The organism is Aequorivita sp. Q41 (assembly GCF_039831855.1).
Taxonomy (GTDB): Bacteria; Bacteroidota; Bacteroidia; order Flavobacteriales; family Flavobacteriaceae; genus Aequorivita.
Genome location: NZ_JBDPMS010000001.1, coordinates 297,569 through 312,693, shown reverse-complemented (window position 1 = coordinate 312,693; position 15,125 = coordinate 297,569). Strand labels below are relative to the sequence as shown.

At 34.6% G+C, this 15,125-nt stretch carries 13 protein-coding genes; 6 read left to right on the top strand and 7 right to left on the bottom strand.

The window, feature by feature from the left end; genetic code table 11:
* Positions 1–18: 18 nt before the first annotated feature.
* The 6 genes from ABJ955_RS01445 to recG all read right to left on the bottom strand — a co-directional run bounded on the left by ABJ955_RS01445 (position 19) and on the right by recG (position 8,541).
* Entirely contained in the window at positions 19–1,290 is a 1,272-nt protein-coding gene (locus ABJ955_RS01445; RefSeq protein WP_347372822.1) for an adenylosuccinate synthase, read from the bottom strand.
* A gap of 3 nt (positions 1,291–1,293) precedes the next feature.
* Positions 1,294–1,767, bottom strand: a complete 474-nt coding sequence (locus tag ABJ955_RS01440) for a transcriptional repressor (RefSeq protein WP_347372821.1) — start codon at positions 1,765–1,767, stop codon at positions 1,294–1,296.
* A 27-nt stretch (positions 1,768–1,794) separates the two neighbouring features.
* Positions 1,795–3,999 (bottom strand): RelA/SpoT family protein, encoded by a 2,205-nt coding sequence (locus ABJ955_RS01435; protein WP_347372820.1) that lies wholly within the window; start codon positions 3,997–3,999, stop codon positions 1,795–1,797.
* Between the two features lie 99 nt (positions 4,000–4,098).
* Entirely contained in the window at positions 4,099–5,262 is a 1,164-nt protein-coding gene (locus tag ABJ955_RS01430) for a M28 family peptidase (protein WP_347372819.1), read from the bottom strand.
* A 206-nt stretch (positions 5,263–5,468) separates the two neighbouring features.
* On the bottom strand, positions 5,469–6,302 hold the full coding sequence (locus ABJ955_RS01425) for a peptidylprolyl isomerase (RefSeq protein ID WP_347372818.1): 834 nt from the start codon (positions 6,300–6,302) through the stop codon (positions 5,469–5,471).
* 121 nt (positions 6,303–6,423) lie between these two features.
* The gene (recG, locus tag ABJ955_RS01420) at positions 6,424–8,541 is read right to left on the bottom strand and encodes an ATP-dependent DNA helicase RecG (RefSeq protein WP_347374348.1); all 2,118 of its coding nucleotides are present in this window, start codon (positions 8,539–8,541) and stop codon (positions 6,424–6,426) included.
* A gap of 89 nt (positions 8,542–8,630) precedes the next feature.
* On the opposite strand from recG, the gene ABJ955_RS01415 reads away from it, so the two are divergent.
* The 6 genes from ABJ955_RS01415 to ABJ955_RS01390 all read left to right on the top strand — a co-directional run bounded on the left by ABJ955_RS01415 (position 8,631) and on the right by ABJ955_RS01390 (position 14,532).
* Positions 8,631–10,685, top strand: a complete 2,055-nt coding sequence (locus ABJ955_RS01415; RefSeq protein ID WP_347372817.1) for a M1 family metallopeptidase — start codon at positions 8,631–8,633, stop codon at positions 10,683–10,685.
* Entirely contained in the window at positions 10,682–11,596 is a 915-nt protein-coding gene (locus ABJ955_RS01410) for a patatin-like phospholipase family protein (protein ID WP_347372816.1), read from the top strand. Before ABJ955_RS01415 ends, ABJ955_RS01410 begins: the two co-directional genes overlap by 4 nt.
* A 191-nt stretch (positions 11,597–11,787) precedes the next feature.
* The gene (locus ABJ955_RS01405; RefSeq protein WP_347372815.1) at positions 11,788–12,468 is read left to right on the top strand and encodes a hypothetical protein; all 681 of its coding nucleotides are present in this window, start codon (positions 11,788–11,790) and stop codon (positions 12,466–12,468) included.
* A gap of 49 nt (positions 12,469–12,517) precedes the next feature.
* The gene (locus ABJ955_RS01400; RefSeq protein WP_347372814.1) at positions 12,518–13,129 is read left to right on the top strand and encodes a hypothetical protein; all 612 of its coding nucleotides are present in this window, start codon (positions 12,518–12,520) and stop codon (positions 13,127–13,129) included.
* A complete protein-coding gene (locus tag ABJ955_RS01395) occupies positions 13,111–13,863 on the top strand; it encodes an ATP-binding protein (RefSeq protein ID WP_347372813.1) in 753 nt (250 codons plus the stop codon). The genes ABJ955_RS01400 and ABJ955_RS01395 overlap by 19 nt, the downstream gene beginning before the upstream one ends.
* Before the next feature lie 36 nt (positions 13,864–13,899).
* Positions 13,900–14,532, top strand: a complete 633-nt coding sequence (locus ABJ955_RS01390) for a response regulator transcription factor (protein ID WP_347372812.1) — start codon at positions 13,900–13,902, stop codon at positions 14,530–14,532.
* 13 nt (positions 14,533–14,545) lie between these two features.
* Here ABJ955_RS01390 and ABJ955_RS01385 read toward each other — a convergent pair whose 3' ends face one another.
* Positions 14,546–15,070, bottom strand: a complete 525-nt coding sequence (locus tag ABJ955_RS01385) for a hypothetical protein (RefSeq protein ID WP_347372811.1) — start codon at positions 15,068–15,070, stop codon at positions 14,546–14,548.
* Positions 15,071–15,125 lie beyond the last annotated feature (55 nt).

Below are 15,125 nucleotides of genomic sequence, written 5' to 3'. Positions count from 1 at the left end.
ATATCAGCAAAAAATTGGTTACCGATGAATCGTCTGTTTTCTATCCGGTCCAACCGAAACAATTTTGATAGGTACTTCCAGTTCTTTTTCAAGGTAGTCGATATAGTCATTTAAAGCCTGTGGCAATTGTGAAGCCGCATCCATTTTAGTTAGGTCTGCTTTCCAACCTTTCATTTCTGTGAAGATTGGTGTTACATTTTCAGCTTCAATATTGTAAGGCAAATGGTGAATAGTTTCTCCTTTATAATTGTATGCGGTACAAATTTTTAATGTTTCGAAGCCACTTAAAACATCAGCTTTCATCATTATTAATTGTGTAACACCATTTACTTGAACGGCATAACGCAAAGCGACTAAATCTAACCAACCGCAACGTCTTGCACGACCAGTTACTGCGCCAAACTCATTACCAATCTTCGCCATTTTTTCTCCTACTTCATCAAAAAGTTCGGTAGGGAAAGGACCGCTACCCACTCGGGTAGTGTAGGCTTTAAAAATTCCGAAGACATCCTTTACCTTGTTTGGAGGAACGCCCAATCCTGTGCAAGCACCTGCTGCTGTTGTGTTTGAGGAGGTTACAAAAGGGTAGGTTCCAAAATCAATATCAAGTAAAGAGCCTTGTGCGCCTTCCGCCAAGATGGTTTTTCCTTCTTTTTGAGCTTGGTGCAAATATTCTTCACTATCTATGAAAGTTAGCGTTTTAAGTGTTTCAACAGCCGCGAAAAATTCGGCTTCAAGGTCTGCTAAATCATACTGAACATCCACATTGTAGAAATCTATCATTGCTTCGTGCTTATCTGCCAAAGCCCTGTATTTTTCTTGCCAGTTTTCTAGTTCTAAGTCACCAACACGTATTCCGTTTCTACCGGTTTTATCCATATAGGTTGGTCCAATTCCTTTTAAGGTTGAGCCAATTTTAGCTTTCCCTTTAGATGCTTCTGAAGCTGCATCTAGCAACCGATGTGTGGGTAAAATTACGTGTGCTTTTCTGGAGAGGATTAGATTCTTTTTATAATCAATATTGTATTTATCTAAAGCTTCTAATTCCTTTACAAAAACAACAGGGTCAATTACAACACCGTTTCCAATTACATTAACGGAATCTTGGTGGAATATCCCTGAAGGAATTGTGCGCAAAACATGCTTTATGCCATCAAACTCCAAGGTATGACCAGCGTTTGGTCCCCCTTGAAAACGTGCAATTATATTATAGTTTTTCGTGAGCACATCAACAATTTTACCTTTGCCTTCGTCGCCCCATTGTAGTCCAAGTAGTAAGTCTACTGCCATAATTTATTTAGAATTATCCGCTTCTATAGTAGCGGTAGATTTTTTAGTTCCGTAGAAATAAAGTGAATGGTTGGTTATTTCAATATCAAAAACCTCTTCTATGGTTTTTTTAATGCTTTGAATTCGTGGATCGCAAAACTCAATTACTTCTCCATTTGTAAGAATAATATGATCGTGATTGCGGTCAAAATATGATTTTTCGTAATGTGATTGGTTTTGCCCAAACTGGTGTTTGCGCACTAAACCACATTCTAAAAGCAATTCAATCGTATTGTAAAGTGTGGCACGGCTAACACGATAATTTTTATTCTTCATGTTTATATACAACGATTCAATATCAAAATGGTCGTCGTGGTCGTAAATTTCTTGAAGAATTGCATAGCGTTCCGGCGTTTTACGGTGTCCTTTTTCTTCTAGAAAACCTGTAAAAACGTTCTTTACAATTGCTTGGTTATTTATATCTGTTTTTGAACTCATAATTAAGTTTGCAAAGTTACTTAAAATTTACACTCTAGTTACTTTATCAATTCCGTTTATTTTTTTTATGTTTTCAACCAAATTATTTAGGATGGTTTTATTTTTTACAATCACAATGATTTTTCCAGTGAAAACACCATCATCACTATCAAAATGGACACTTTTCATGTCAATGTGAAGGTTGTTTGAAATTATTTTTGTCACTTCATTTACCAATCCGATGGTGTCAATTCCACTAATTGAAAGATTTGCTTTAAACTCCCGTTGTGTGGAATCTATCCATTTTGCAGGCATAATTCGGTAACTATAATTGCTTTGAAGCTGTAACGCATTGGGGCAATTTGTTTTATGAATTTTAATACCTTCATTAACGGTTACGAATCCAAAAACATCATCTCCAGGGATTGGATTGCAACAATTAGCCATTTTATAGTCTAGCTTTTCTTCATTTTTACCAAAGACTAACTGGTCAAATTTTTCTGTTATTTCTTCTTTATTTACATCTTCAGGTTTTTCGGGCTTGCGAATTCTGTTTTTAAAGAAGCTAATAAAAGCATTGCTTCGTGAAGCGGCAAAATCTTTTAGTTTTTGATTATCTATAATTCCAGCACCAACGCGGTAGTATAAATCGAGGCTTGTTTTAACTTTGAAAAATACAACTAATTGGTTCAACGTATTTTCGTCTAGATTTAGCTTTAAGGACTTTAATTTTCTAGCTAAAACTACTTTTCCTTCTGCTGCAAGTTTTTTCTTTTCATCCTTTAAAGAAGATTTAATTTTAGATCTTGCGCGTCCAGTAGTAGCATAATTTAACCAGTTTGCAGTGGGTTTTGCGTTTTCTGAAGTAATAATTTCTACTTGATCACCACTTTTTAATTCATGGCTTAGCGGCACCAACTTACCGTTTACTTTAGTTCCCCGGGTTCGCATTCCAATTTCGGTATGGATGTGAAAAGCGAAATCTAAAGCAGTAGCACTTTTTGGCAATGAATATAAATCTCCTTTTGGTGTGAAAACGAAAATCTCTTTTGCGTACAGGTTTAATTTGAATTCTTCTACAAAATCTACCGCGCTTATCTCAGAATTCTCTAAGGTATCTTGGAGTTTATTGAGCCAATTTTCAAGGCCGCCGTCGTCTTTTTCTTTGTTTTTATATTTATAGTGTGCCGCAAAACCTTTTTCAGCTATTTCATTCATCCGCTCGCTACGAATTTGCACTTCTACCCAACGTCCTTTTGGCCCCATTACGGTAATGTGTAAAGCTTCATAACCTGTAGATTTTGGCGAAGAAATCCAATCGCGCAGTCGTATTGGATTGGGTCGAAAATGATCTGTAACGATTGAATATATTTTCCAAGCGAAAAACTTTTCATTTTCAGGTTTCCCTTTATAGATTATTCGTACGGCAAACTTATCGTATACTTCATCGAAAGTTACATTTTGCGCAAGCATTTTTCTTCGGATGGAAAAGATAGATTTTGGCCTACCTTTTATTTCATATTGTAATTCTTCTTCATCCAAAGAATCTTTTATCACCTTATTAAAAGCTTTTATATAAGCGTCTTGTTCTTCTTTACTCTCCTTTATTCTACCTAATATCTCGGCATATACTTCAGGCTCTGTAAATTTTAATCCTAAGTCTTCCAGTTCAGTTTTTATGTTATAAAGACCAATACGGTGGGCGAGGGGGGCATAAATATAAAGTGTTTCTGAAGCGATTTTTCGTTGCTTATGCGGAGGCATGGAATCCATGGTTTGCATATTGTGCAACCTATCTGCAATTTTTATGATTATTACCCGAATGTCTTCATTAAGGGTAAGCAACATTTTTCGAAAATTTTCCGCTTGCATGGAAACATCTTCAGACATGGAGATGTGCGCAATTTTTGTCAGACCGTCCACAATACGCGATACCATTGACCCGAACATTTTTTCAATGTCTTCTAGGGTGTAGCTTGTGTCTTCAACAACATCGTGCAAAAGGGCAGCAGCGATGGAAGTTGCATCGAGACCAATTTCTGAAGCTACTATTTTTGCGACAGCAATGGGATGAAATATGTAGGCTTCACCGCTTTTTCGTCGTTGTTCTTTATGTGCATCAACAGCAAGATCGAACGCGCTACGAATTAGTTTTTTATCTTCCGTAGAAAGTGTGCGATAACTAATTTTAAGCAATTGCTTATACTGCTTTGCGAGCTCTTTTTTTTCTTCTTCTAATGCGGCTTCTGTCATAAACTAAAAATACTGATAAGTAATTTAATTGGCAAGGAAATTAATAAGAAGTACGCTAATTATAATGAGAAAAAACAACAGAAAGTTAGCTGCTGATTATCAGTCAATAATAATTTTTTTGAAAGCTATATTGGTGTCGTTTTTAAAAACAGCTTGATACATTCCGCTTTGCAAAAAAGCTAAATCCAACGTATTGGTTTTGCTATTCAAATTTGTGTTATAGACTAGTTTTCCTAGCACATCAAAAACCGTTAATTCTATTTTTTCAGATAAAGAGGGGTTTAAACTTATTGTTATTTTTCCCTTTGAAGGGTTTGGGTAGCTAATAATATTTTCAGCAAAACTATTTTCAGAAATGCTTAGTGGTTCAATGCCCACCGCAAAATGAAGGGCGGTGCCTAAACTGCCTTTTGTTACTTCAAAAACATAATCGGGATCCATATTATCAATAATATCATTTGGAGAATGTGCGTAAGGAGACTCGTTTTTTTCATAAAGCCCTGTAATCACTTCGCCATTGGCTTCAAAAGGCATATAATCTGAAGCGTATGCGTATGAAATCTCTGTTAATAAGTTTGAATACAGACCGAAGCAATTTGCCATTTCTTGAGTTGCTTGCGCAGAAGCAGCATTGTTTGAATTTGGTGACCCTTCGTCGCGTTCACATACAATCGTATCGTTTTGCATGCCAGCAACTCCACCAACTTCGTCAATGTTAAACACTAATTTAATGTCAAGGTTTTCAGGAATTACAGTATTATTTACATAAAATTTACTTCCAATTAAGCCTTCTTCTTCTCCGCTGAAATGAATGAATTTGATAGAATATTCGGTCTCTACGTCTTTTAATAATCGCGCAAGCTCAAGTATAAGTACTGTTCCGCTGCCATTATCATTGGCGCCAGGACCATTTAGGGTATCGTAATGACCATCAATTATTAAAAAAGTGTCTGGATACACACTTCCAGTTTTAGTGATGATAATATTTGAAGTAATTTCTCCACCAACACTAAAAGCTTGGGTTTCTATGTCTGTATATCCTAAGGTTTGGTACCTGTTTACAATCCAGTCTTTTGCGTTTTCAATTGCATTTGTTCCAGGTTCTTTTATGCCAAAACCTACCAGTGTAGTTAAGTCGTTTAAAAGATTTGCTGAAGAAACATCTTGAACTATTTCGTCATAATAGGTGTTAAAAACCTGCGCCTTAGTAGTTGGAAAAGTAAAAAGACACACGGTAAAAGTGAAGAAGGTAATTAATTTCATTTGTAATTTTTTTGTAAAAGTATTGTATTTTCAAATACTTTCATTCAAGCTATATATAAAAACTTGTTGTAAAAGAAACCTGTCCTTTTAAATCTGATTCTATGTTGGTTAGCTTGGTGTATTTTACATAAACGCTGTAATTTATTCTTGACCTTCAAGAATAAATTACAGCCTAGCTTTTAAATTTATGAGGACAAAAAACTTAATTATTCAGAAACTAAAAAGCGTTTTTGTGTAACCATATTGGTGTTGTTTATAGACATAAAATACATGCCAACTGGAAGTTTTTCAATTTCAAATGCTGCTAAATTAATTTTATTTAGGCCTTCATTTACCTGAATACTTTTGCTAGCGATAAGGGCGCCATTAACATTTCTTATGGAAAATGACGTCCTTGCGGATGTTTTGCTATTTAGTTCAATAATACTTTGCTTTGTTATTGGGTTTGGATAAATAGCAAATGAAGAATCATTCGAGTTAAAATCATTAGTTCCTAAAGGTTTTGTAACACGAATCATGTTCATTACAACAGGAGTTATTGGTCTGTCGTTTCCATCAACAGGTACATTCTCAATCAATTCAACAACCTCCCAGCCTGTAATTACTTTTCCAAACACAGGATGTGCAGATGTAAGGGGTGGTTTATCAAAATCTAAAAAAGTATTGTCTTTAAGGTTGATAAAAAATTGACTTCCCCCAGAATTTGGTTGTCCAGTATTGGCCATAGAAAGGGTTCTTTCTACGTTGGATAAACCAGGAATAAATTCATCTTGAATAGTATATCCAGGTCCCCCACTTCCGGTTCCAGTTGGATCGCCACCTTGAACTACAAAATTTGAAATTACACGATGAAAAATAATACCATCATAAAATTCTTGTTCCACTAAACTTAAAAAGTTGCCAGCAGTAATGGGTGCTAATTCATCATATAATTCCACTTCAAAATCGCCCAGTGTTGTATAAAAAGTAACGACCGTTTGCGAATTTACAGTTCCAACAGAACCAATAATAAAAAGAAAATAAAGTAGTGTTTTTTTCATAGTGAATACGTTTAGGAATTAAATATATATGATTTATTTGTGATAACGTAAAAATGCAACAATAAATGTCTACGAAGCGTGTAATTCTATCATTTAAAACAGTCGGTTTGTGAGGCAATATTTATGAAATATAATTCCAAATATTTCTGTATTTCACAAGTTGTACGTAGGTGTTTTTGATAGGAATATTTCCTTCCGAAGCAAGCTTAGGGTCTGTTTTTAGGGTTTGCATGGCGTAGCTTCTGGCAAGCTTTAATATTTCGCTATCCTTTATAATGTCGGCAATACGGAGGTTTAAAACACCGCTTTGTTGGGTGCCCATCAAATCGCCTGGACCACGAAGTTTTAAGTCAACTTCAGCAATTTCAAAACCATCGCTGGTGCGAACCATGGTTTCTAATCGGGTTTTTGCATCTGCAGAAAGTTTATGGCCCGTCATTAAAATACAATAACTCTGTTCTGCTCCACGCCCCACACGACCACGCAATTGATGCAATTGTGAAAGCCCGAAGCGTTCAGCACTTTCAATAATCATGACACTGGCATTGGGTACGTTTACACCAACTTCAATAACCGTTGTGGCAACCATAATTTGAGTTTCTCCTTTTATAAAACGGTTCATCTCATATTCCTTATCGGCTGGCTTCATCTGACCGTGAACAATTGAAACTTGATAAGTTGGACCCGATCCGTCTGGAGGAAATTCACGTACAATACTTTCATAACCATCCATCAAATCTTTGTAATCCATGGTCTCACTTTCTTGTATTAAAGGGTACACAATATACACCTGCCTGCCCTTCGAAATTTCGTCTTTAATAAAGCGGAAAACCTTCAGTCTATTGGCGTCAAAACGATGCACGGTTTTAATGTCTTTTCGCCCTGGTGGAAGTTCGTCTATAACACTGCTGTCGAGGTCGCCATATACACTCATAGCGAGAGTGCGGGGAATGGGGGTGGCGGTCATTATAAGTACGTGTGGCGGGTAAGTGTTTTTATGCCATAATTTACTGCGCTGTTCCACTCCAAAACGGTGTTGTTCGTCAACAATTGCAAGCCCCAAATTTTTAAATTTCACCTTATCCTCAAGTAGGGCGTGTGTGCCAATTAGAATATCTAATTCCCCATTTTCTAATTTTTCATGAATTTCCCTTCTCTTTGAAGTTTTGGTTGAGCCAGTTAGCAATGCTATACTGGTGTTCAGTTTTTTACACATTTCAACTAAGCTATTGTAATGTTGAACTGACAAAATTTCAGTTGGTGCCATTAAACAAGCTTGAAAACCATTGTCAAGTGCTATTAACATAGCCATTAAGGCCACAATTGTTTTTCCAGAACCTACGTCGCCTTGTAGCAATCGATTCATTTGGGCATTGCTTCCTAAATCGTTTCGAATTTCTTTAATAACTCGTTTCTGAGCTTCGGTTAATTCAAAAGGTAAATGTTCCGAAAAAAAGGTATTGAAATTAGATCCAATTTTATCAAAAGGGTAGCCTTTTATTTTCGATTTATGAATGCGGTTTTTCTGAATTAATTGCAATTGAATGTAAAATAATTCTTCAAATTTTAAGCGGTACTGTGCGCGTGCCAAATGCGTTTGACTTTTCGGAAAATGGATATTGAAAAGCGCCTCTTTTTTTGAGACCAAATTTAGCTGCGCTAGAAGTGGTTTTGAAAGGGTTTCTGCGAAGCCATTTTGGGTTTCCAAAAACAGCTGTTGCATCAGTCCATTTATTACTCGATTTGTAATGCCACTATTTCCTAATTTTTCGGTTGAAGGGTAAACGGCTTGCATTGCAGACCGAATACTTTTTTTATGCGCATCTAGCGTTTCCATTTCAGGGTGTGGCATAGAAAAACTTCCGTTGAAATAATTTGTTTTTCCAAAAATCACATAGGGAAGATTGAGTTTCAAATTTTCCCGGATCCATTTTTGTCCACGAAACCATACCAATTCCATAGTTCCCGTTTCATCAATAAAAGTGGCAACCAATCGTTTTCCGCGTTTTTGGGCCACGGTTTTAATGTGGGTTATTTTACCAATAAGTTGCACTTCTGCATTGGTTTGCTGTAGTTGTGCAATTTTATAATATTTGGTGCGATCCAAATATCTGTTCGGAAAAAGATTCAACAAATCTTGGAATGTGTGAATGCCGAGTTCTTTTTTCAGCAAATCCGCCCTGTTTGGACCGACGCCTTTAAGATAATCTATTGGAGTTTGTAAAAAATTGGCATTCATAAAACGAAAATACAAATTTGGTTGCGAGCAGGAAGCATTGGTTGAAAATTTGTAATTTGCTTTCATTAATTAATTCGCCATTTATACTAATGTACAAGTTTCTCATTGCACTTCTTTTTTCAGGTTTTACTGTTTTTTCACAGCAGACGGATGTTGTAGATTTTTTAAAGATTGAAGCAACTGTCGGAACTGATTTAATGGAAAAAAAAGTAGAAGGAAAATTTTTAACCACTTTTAAAGTTTTAGTAACCACAGATTCTATTTTTATGGATGCTAAAGACATTCATATTAATGATGTTAAAACTAAAAATTTCAAGATAACTTCTGATGAAAAAAAGTTGTGGTTTGTGGGAGATTTTGAAAAGGGAATGACATATAAAGCTGATTTTTGGTACGAAATGAAGCCTAAACAAACTCTTTATTTCTTCGGAAATGAAATTTGGACGCAAGGACAGGGAAAATATACGTCGCATTGGTTGCCAAGTATTGACGATGTAAACGATAAAATTGAGTTTGATTTACAAATACTAGCTCCAAAAGATAAAACTGTAATTGCAAATGGAAAATTAATCGATTTGCAGAATGTGCAGGAAGTTAATGCATGGCATTTTGATATGAAACAATCCATGCCTAGCTATTTAGTAGCCTTCGCAATTGGGGATTTTGATAGAAAAGAACTCGTTTCAAATTCTGGAATTCCATTAGAGTTGTATTTTAAACCAAAAGATTCACTAAAAGTTGAACCTACGTACCGTTATAGCAAACAAATTTTCGACTTTTTAGAAACTGAAATTGGCGTACCGTATCCCTGGCAAAATTACAAGCAAGTTCCAGTTCGCGATTTTCTGTACGCAGGAATGGAAAACACCACCGCCACATTTTTTTCAGAAGCGTTTATGGTAGATTCTATAGGTTTTGCAGATAGAAATTATGTAAATGTAAACGCTCACGAGCTTGCACATCAATGGTTTGGAAATTTGGTTACGGAAACAGCAAATAAAGACCATTGGCTTCAGGAAGGTTTTGCAACTTATTACGCTTTGTTGGCCGAAAAAGAAATTTTTGGCGACGAATATTATTACTGGCAATTGTACCAAACTGCAGAGCAACTTAAAGCAATGAGCGATGAAGGAAAAGGAGAGTCTTTATTAAATGCGAAGGCGAGTTCGCTTACTTTTTACCAAAAAGGAGCTTGGGCACTTCATATTTTAAGAGAACGAATAGGAGACGAAGTATTTAAAACAGCCATCAAAAATTATTTGGAAAAATATAAATTCAAAAATGTTTCAACAGATGATTTTTTGAATGAAGTTAAAGCAGTTTCACAAGCTGATATTGAAACCTTTGAAAAAGATTGGTTGCAGCAAACAGCTTTTAAAGCCGAAGAAGCTTATAAATCCTTGCTAAAATCTTCCTTTATTACTACCTATTTTGAAATTTCAGCACTTCGTGCCACTGCGTTGCAAGACAAAAAAAATCAGCTGAAAACGGCATTAATTTTTCCTAACGATTTTATTGGGCAGGAAGCTGTTTATCAACTTGCAAACGAACCGATTTCAGAAGTACTTCCGTTATACAAAAAAGCTTTTGAAAGTAATAATCTATATGTTCGGCAGGCAGTAGCGCTTTCGCTTCAAGCTATCCCGAAGGAATTTCAAACGGAATATGAAAGTCTGTTAAATGACGATTCCTATGTAACAATAGAGGCTGCGTTGTATCAATTATGGATGCAATTTCCTGAAAAAAGAAGTGAGTATTTAAACAAAACTCAGCGAATTGAAGGGTTCCAGAATAAAAACATTCGTCAGTTATGGCTTGCATTGGCTTTAATTACTGAAAACTATAAAACCACTGAAAAGGAAAAGTACTTGAAAGAATTAAAAAAGTATACTTCAACAGATTACAGTTTTGAAATTCGTGAAAAGGCGTTTGAGTATGTTAACGAGCTTCAATTATGGGATTTGGAAACGATAAAAAATTTGGTGGAAGCCTGTGTTCATCCTACTTGGCGATTTTCAAAGACTTCAAAAGAACTTTTAAATTCTTTAATTCGCAATCAAAAATACTACGAGCAAGTGAAGGTTTTAGGGAGGCAACTTTCAGAAAAAGCATCGAATTATTTAAATTTAATGGTTAAAGAATGAGGGCGTTGGTAATTTCTGGCGGGGGAAGCAAAGGTGCATTTGCTGGAGGTGTGGCGCAGTACTTAATGGAGCAGCTACACCATGATTACGATCTTTTTGTTGGAACTTCCACAGGGAGTTTGCTTATTTCACATTTGGCACTTAATAAGGTTGAAAAAATAAAAGACACTTTTACCTCCGTTAACCAACAGAGTATCTTTAGCAGTTGTCCTTTTACAATAAAAGAAGATAAATTTGGTGGGAAACAAATTGGAATTGACCATATAACGGTGCTTAAAAATTTTATTAAAGGGAAGAAAACTTTTGGCGAAAGCCTAAACTTGCGAAAGCTTATAGGAAATACGTTTACTGAAAATGAGTTTAATATCTTAAAAGCTTCAGAAAAGGAAGTAGTTGTAACGGTTTCAAATCTTTCATTGAGTCAAGTGGAATATAAATCTATCAATGATTTTGAGTACAACGATTTTTTAGATTGGATTTGGATTTCTTCAAATTTTACGCCTTTTATGAGTCTTGCAAAAAAAGAAGGTTGTGAATATGCCGATGGCGGTTTTGGAAGCATGGTTCCTATCGAAGAGGCTATAAACCGAGGGGCCACAACGGTTGATGTGATTGTGTTGGAAACTGAAGTTACCTATTACAACCGGCTTCCCTCAAAAAATGTTTTTTCATTGCTTACGAATATGCACAATTATATGGCAGATCGCATTGAAAAACAGAATATTCGGATTGGTAAATTTGCAGCAGCAAATAAAAATGCAATTATCAATCTATATTATACCCCTACGGTTTTAACTACAAATTCATTGATTTTTGATAAGGAAATGATGAAGAAATGGTGGGAAAGCGGCTATGTATATGCCCATCAAAAAAATGAAGATTTAAGCGAAGTTCGTGCAAAAGACAGCTAAATTTCTTTTCTTTTAAAAAAGGGGGAATCCCCCAATTTTTAAGTGTTTTCCCCGTATTTTACTTAAAACATAAAGTTAATGTATTAATTATCAGTAATTTTGGATGGAGTTCATTTTAAAGATGAAAACATCTGTTTTTAAGTGAGCGCTTTTGTAACTACATTTATACCATAACCGTAAACCTCTATATTATGAAAACAAAAATAACCAAACGATTTTTAGTCTTAATTTTTGCCAACTTACTATTTATTAGTTGTCAAGAAACAAGTACGCATAAAGAACCTCAGTATAATGGTCCGCCAAAAGGCAAAATAATCTCTGTAGCACAGGCTCAAAACATGTATAAAACTTATACTGAAAGACGTGTGCCTATTATCCAGAAATTTGAAGATAGTATTGATAAGCAGGATGAAAAATTCTTACCTACGCGTTATGCAGAATATGATTTAGAGACAATAAAACAATACATCGCATATATTGAGCATGAAGCTAAAGGCGCTAAGGTTGATATAAAAACGCTTCGCTTTTATTTATCCACCTACCCGGCGAGCGATAAGTTTTCGGATGGGAAAGCAGTAAAATACCCAAGACGAAATAGCTTTTTTATTTTACCAACAATGGCTTATGAAGGAAACAACGTAGGATTTTCAATTGAAAATATGGATGGAAAAAGGGTAGCTGTACCTATCAATAAAAATTTTGGCAAAACTAAAAACATAGATGGTGAGTCGGATGATTCATCAAACCAAATGAACGAAGCAGGTTTTTTTACTTCAAATAACAGCGCAGTTCAAAAATCTACAAGTTTAATTATAAATGATGGCCAACTAATCCCACCTCCAGGTGACGATGATTTTGGTAATAGTAATTAGTTATAAATTTTACTTGGAAACAGTTTTAAACATACTTGAAAATACCTTTATGACGCTTTACGTCATCGTGTTTATTATAGCATTGATTAGACTCCCCTTGTATAAGGATACGCCTTTAAAGTATTTGCCAATTATTCTATTTATTACACTTGCAACAGAGTTTGTTGGGCAGCTACTTAAAATAGGGCATCGGGATTTTATATTTTTAATTTATAACATATATTACTTTCTGTATTTTTCATTTTTCTTTTATGTATTTATGAAAGTAATTGATGTAGTATCTTTTAAAAAGTGTATAAAAATAGGGCTTGCGATATTTTGGCTAGTTTTTTTAGGCGATATTGTATTTTCAAGTATCCTTAAGGAATCATTTATAATAACCTATATTGTAGGTGCAGGAATACTTATACTATGCATCATTTTGTATTATATAAGTATTTTACAATCATCCTTGGTGTTAGTGGTGAAAAATGATCTTTTATTTTGGATTAGTGTTGGTCTTTTTTTATTTTACATTGGGTATATACCAATTAAAATTATAAAAACTTGGTTTTACAAACCTGATAGTTTTTTTGAGATTTTACTGATTATTCAGTTTTCCTTAATTATATTGATGTATTTATTTTTCCTGACAGGGTTTTTATGGATGAAAAAGAGATAATAATAATAGCAGCAATAGCCATTCCAGTATCTCTGGTTATCATTGTTATCGTCTTATTTAGTGTTTTTTCTAGTAGAAAGAACCGATTGCTTCGAGAACAAGCAGAAGCCAAAAAAGTTTTTGATCGTGAATTAGCGGAATCACAAATAGAAATACGCGAAGAAACACTTCGAAATATTAGCTGGGAGTTACACGATAATATTGGTCAATTAATGACCTTGGCCAAAATACAATCTCAAATGGCCCTTGAAAAGCCTGAATTAATGACCGAGGTTTCAAAAACAATAGGCTCTGGGATTGATGAATTAAGGGCGCTTTCAAAACTAATTAACCCTGAGGCCCTAAAAAGTCTTAGCTTGAAAGAAGCAGTTTCTTTAGAAATAGAACGCTTTAATAGATTGAAGTTTATAAAAGCAGAATTAATTGTTAAAGGAGATATAATACCGATAGAAAGTAATATACAAGTTATTATCTTTAGAATATTGCAAGAATTTTTTTCAAATACAATAAAACATTCAAAAGCCTCTTCGCTAAAAGTAATACTTAATTATTCTGATGAAGAGTTGAAAATTACCGCCAAGGATGATGGTATCGGCTTTGAAAAAAATGATGATTTTATGGGTATAGGTTTAAAAAATATGGAAACACGCGCAAAACTTATACATTCAGCATTAAAAATTGATTCTATAAAAGATAAAGGCACCGCACTTTATTTGGATTATAATTTTACTTAATATATTTGAGGGTAATACTTTTAATTAAATCATAAAATGAAATATTCTGTAGTTGTTGTCGATGATCATTTTTTGCTTTCTCAAGCAATTGGGGGGTTGGTGCAGGATTTTAAAAATTTTGAGGTGCTGTATTTATGCAGCAATGGCAGTGAATTATTGGAAAAACTTAAAGATTCTGCTAATATTCCAGATATCGTTTTAATGGATATCAAAATGCCAATTCTCAATGGAATAGAAACTACAGAAATATTAAAAAATAAATTCCCTACAATAAAAGTTCTCGCGCTCTCCATAGAAGAAGATGAATATACCATATTAAAAATGCTTCGCGCTGGCGCCAAGGGATATTTGATGAAAGACACAAAAAAAGATATACTCGAGGAAGCTTTAATGGGGCTTGTGCAAAATGGACAGTATTATACAAATACAGTTTCACAAATACTTGTGGATTCTTTAGACAAGGATGTTGATACTGAAATTAAACCCAAAGAGTTTGAATTTATCAAACTTGCTTGTACAGATATGAATTATAAAGAAATTGCTGAAGCAATGTATTGTAGTTATAAAACTGTAGAGGGCTATAGAGATTCTTTATATAGAAAACTCGGTATAAGAAATAGAATTGGTCTTGTATTATTTGCAATACATCACAACCTTTTTACGCCTTGAAAAAATACTTTTTTTAAAAAAGCTCGCTCACTTCCTTTTTTATATACCCCATTGCTTTTTGAGAAGGTGTAACTTCTTCAATAAAATTCTGTAATAACCATTCTCGCATTTTATCTACATTTCCATCTTTTTCATGCATTGCCCCTTGGCGGATAACGTGAATTGTAGCATTTTTAGCAGCATTCACTACGTTCCAGCATTCAGGGCTAACATAGATTTGTTGTGTAAGATTGTGTTCAAATTCTTGTTCAATATTTTTCACCAATAAGGTTTCATAATCATCTTTAGAATCTGAAAAAGGCTTAACGCGTACCAATAATTTGTTTGGGTCTATACGCTCCAGCAACAGAGTTATACGCTCATAAGCTTGCAATCGAAGCGGTAGTACTTGTTTTTGGGCTTCTTTTTGAACCAAATACCTACGACGCCCTTCTTCATTTGCGGTATGTCCCTTAAAGAAAAAATAAGCAACTAAACCAACAACAATTGCAGGTAATAGATAGGCTACATAACTTATAACGAGTGTTGTTTCTTCCATATATTTTTTTAAAAGCTAACAAATTTAATGTGTTTTTGATATATGAGCAAGCATG

Bases quoted from the DNA above. Each gene is read 5' to 3' on its own strand.
- ABJ955_RS01445 (WP_347372822.1), bottom strand. From the start codon at position 1,290: ATGGCAGTAGACTTACTACTTGGACTACAATGGGGCGACGAAGGCAAA.
- ABJ955_RS01440 (WP_347372821.1), bottom strand. From the start codon at position 1,767: ATGAGTTCAAAAACAGATATAAATAACCAAGCAATTGTAAAGAACGTT.
- ABJ955_RS01435 (WP_347372820.1), bottom strand. From the start codon at position 3,999: ATGACAGAAGCCGCATTAGAAGAAGAAAAAAAAGAGCTCGCAAAGCAG.
- ABJ955_RS01430 (WP_347372819.1), bottom strand. From the start codon at position 5,262: ATGAAATTAATTACCTTCTTCACTTTTACCGTGTGTCTTTTTACTTTT.
- ABJ955_RS01425 (WP_347372818.1), bottom strand. From the start codon at position 6,302: ATGAAAAAAACACTACTTTATTTTCTTTTTATTATTGGTTCTGTTGGA.
- recG (WP_347374348.1), bottom strand. From the start codon at position 8,541: ATGAATGCCAATTTTTTACAAACTCCAATAGATTATCTTAAAGGCGTC.
- ABJ955_RS01415 (WP_347372817.1), top strand. From the start codon at position 8,631: ATGTACAAGTTTCTCATTGCACTTCTTTTTTCAGGTTTTACTGTTTTT.
- ABJ955_RS01410 (WP_347372816.1), top strand. From the start codon at position 10,682: ATGAGGGCGTTGGTAATTTCTGGCGGGGGAAGCAAAGGTGCATTTGCT.
- ABJ955_RS01405 (WP_347372815.1), top strand. From the start codon at position 11,788: ATGAAAACAAAAATAACCAAACGATTTTTAGTCTTAATTTTTGCCAAC.
- ABJ955_RS01400 (WP_347372814.1), top strand. From the start codon at position 12,518: ATGACGCTTTACGTCATCGTGTTTATTATAGCATTGATTAGACTCCCC.
- ABJ955_RS01395 (WP_347372813.1), top strand. From the start codon at position 13,111: ATGGATGAAAAAGAGATAATAATAATAGCAGCAATAGCCATTCCAGTA.
- ABJ955_RS01390 (WP_347372812.1), top strand. From the start codon at position 13,900: ATGAAATATTCTGTAGTTGTTGTCGATGATCATTTTTTGCTTTCTCAA.
- ABJ955_RS01385 (WP_347372811.1), bottom strand. From the start codon at position 15,070: ATGGAAGAAACAACACTCGTTATAAGTTATGTAGCCTATCTATTACCT.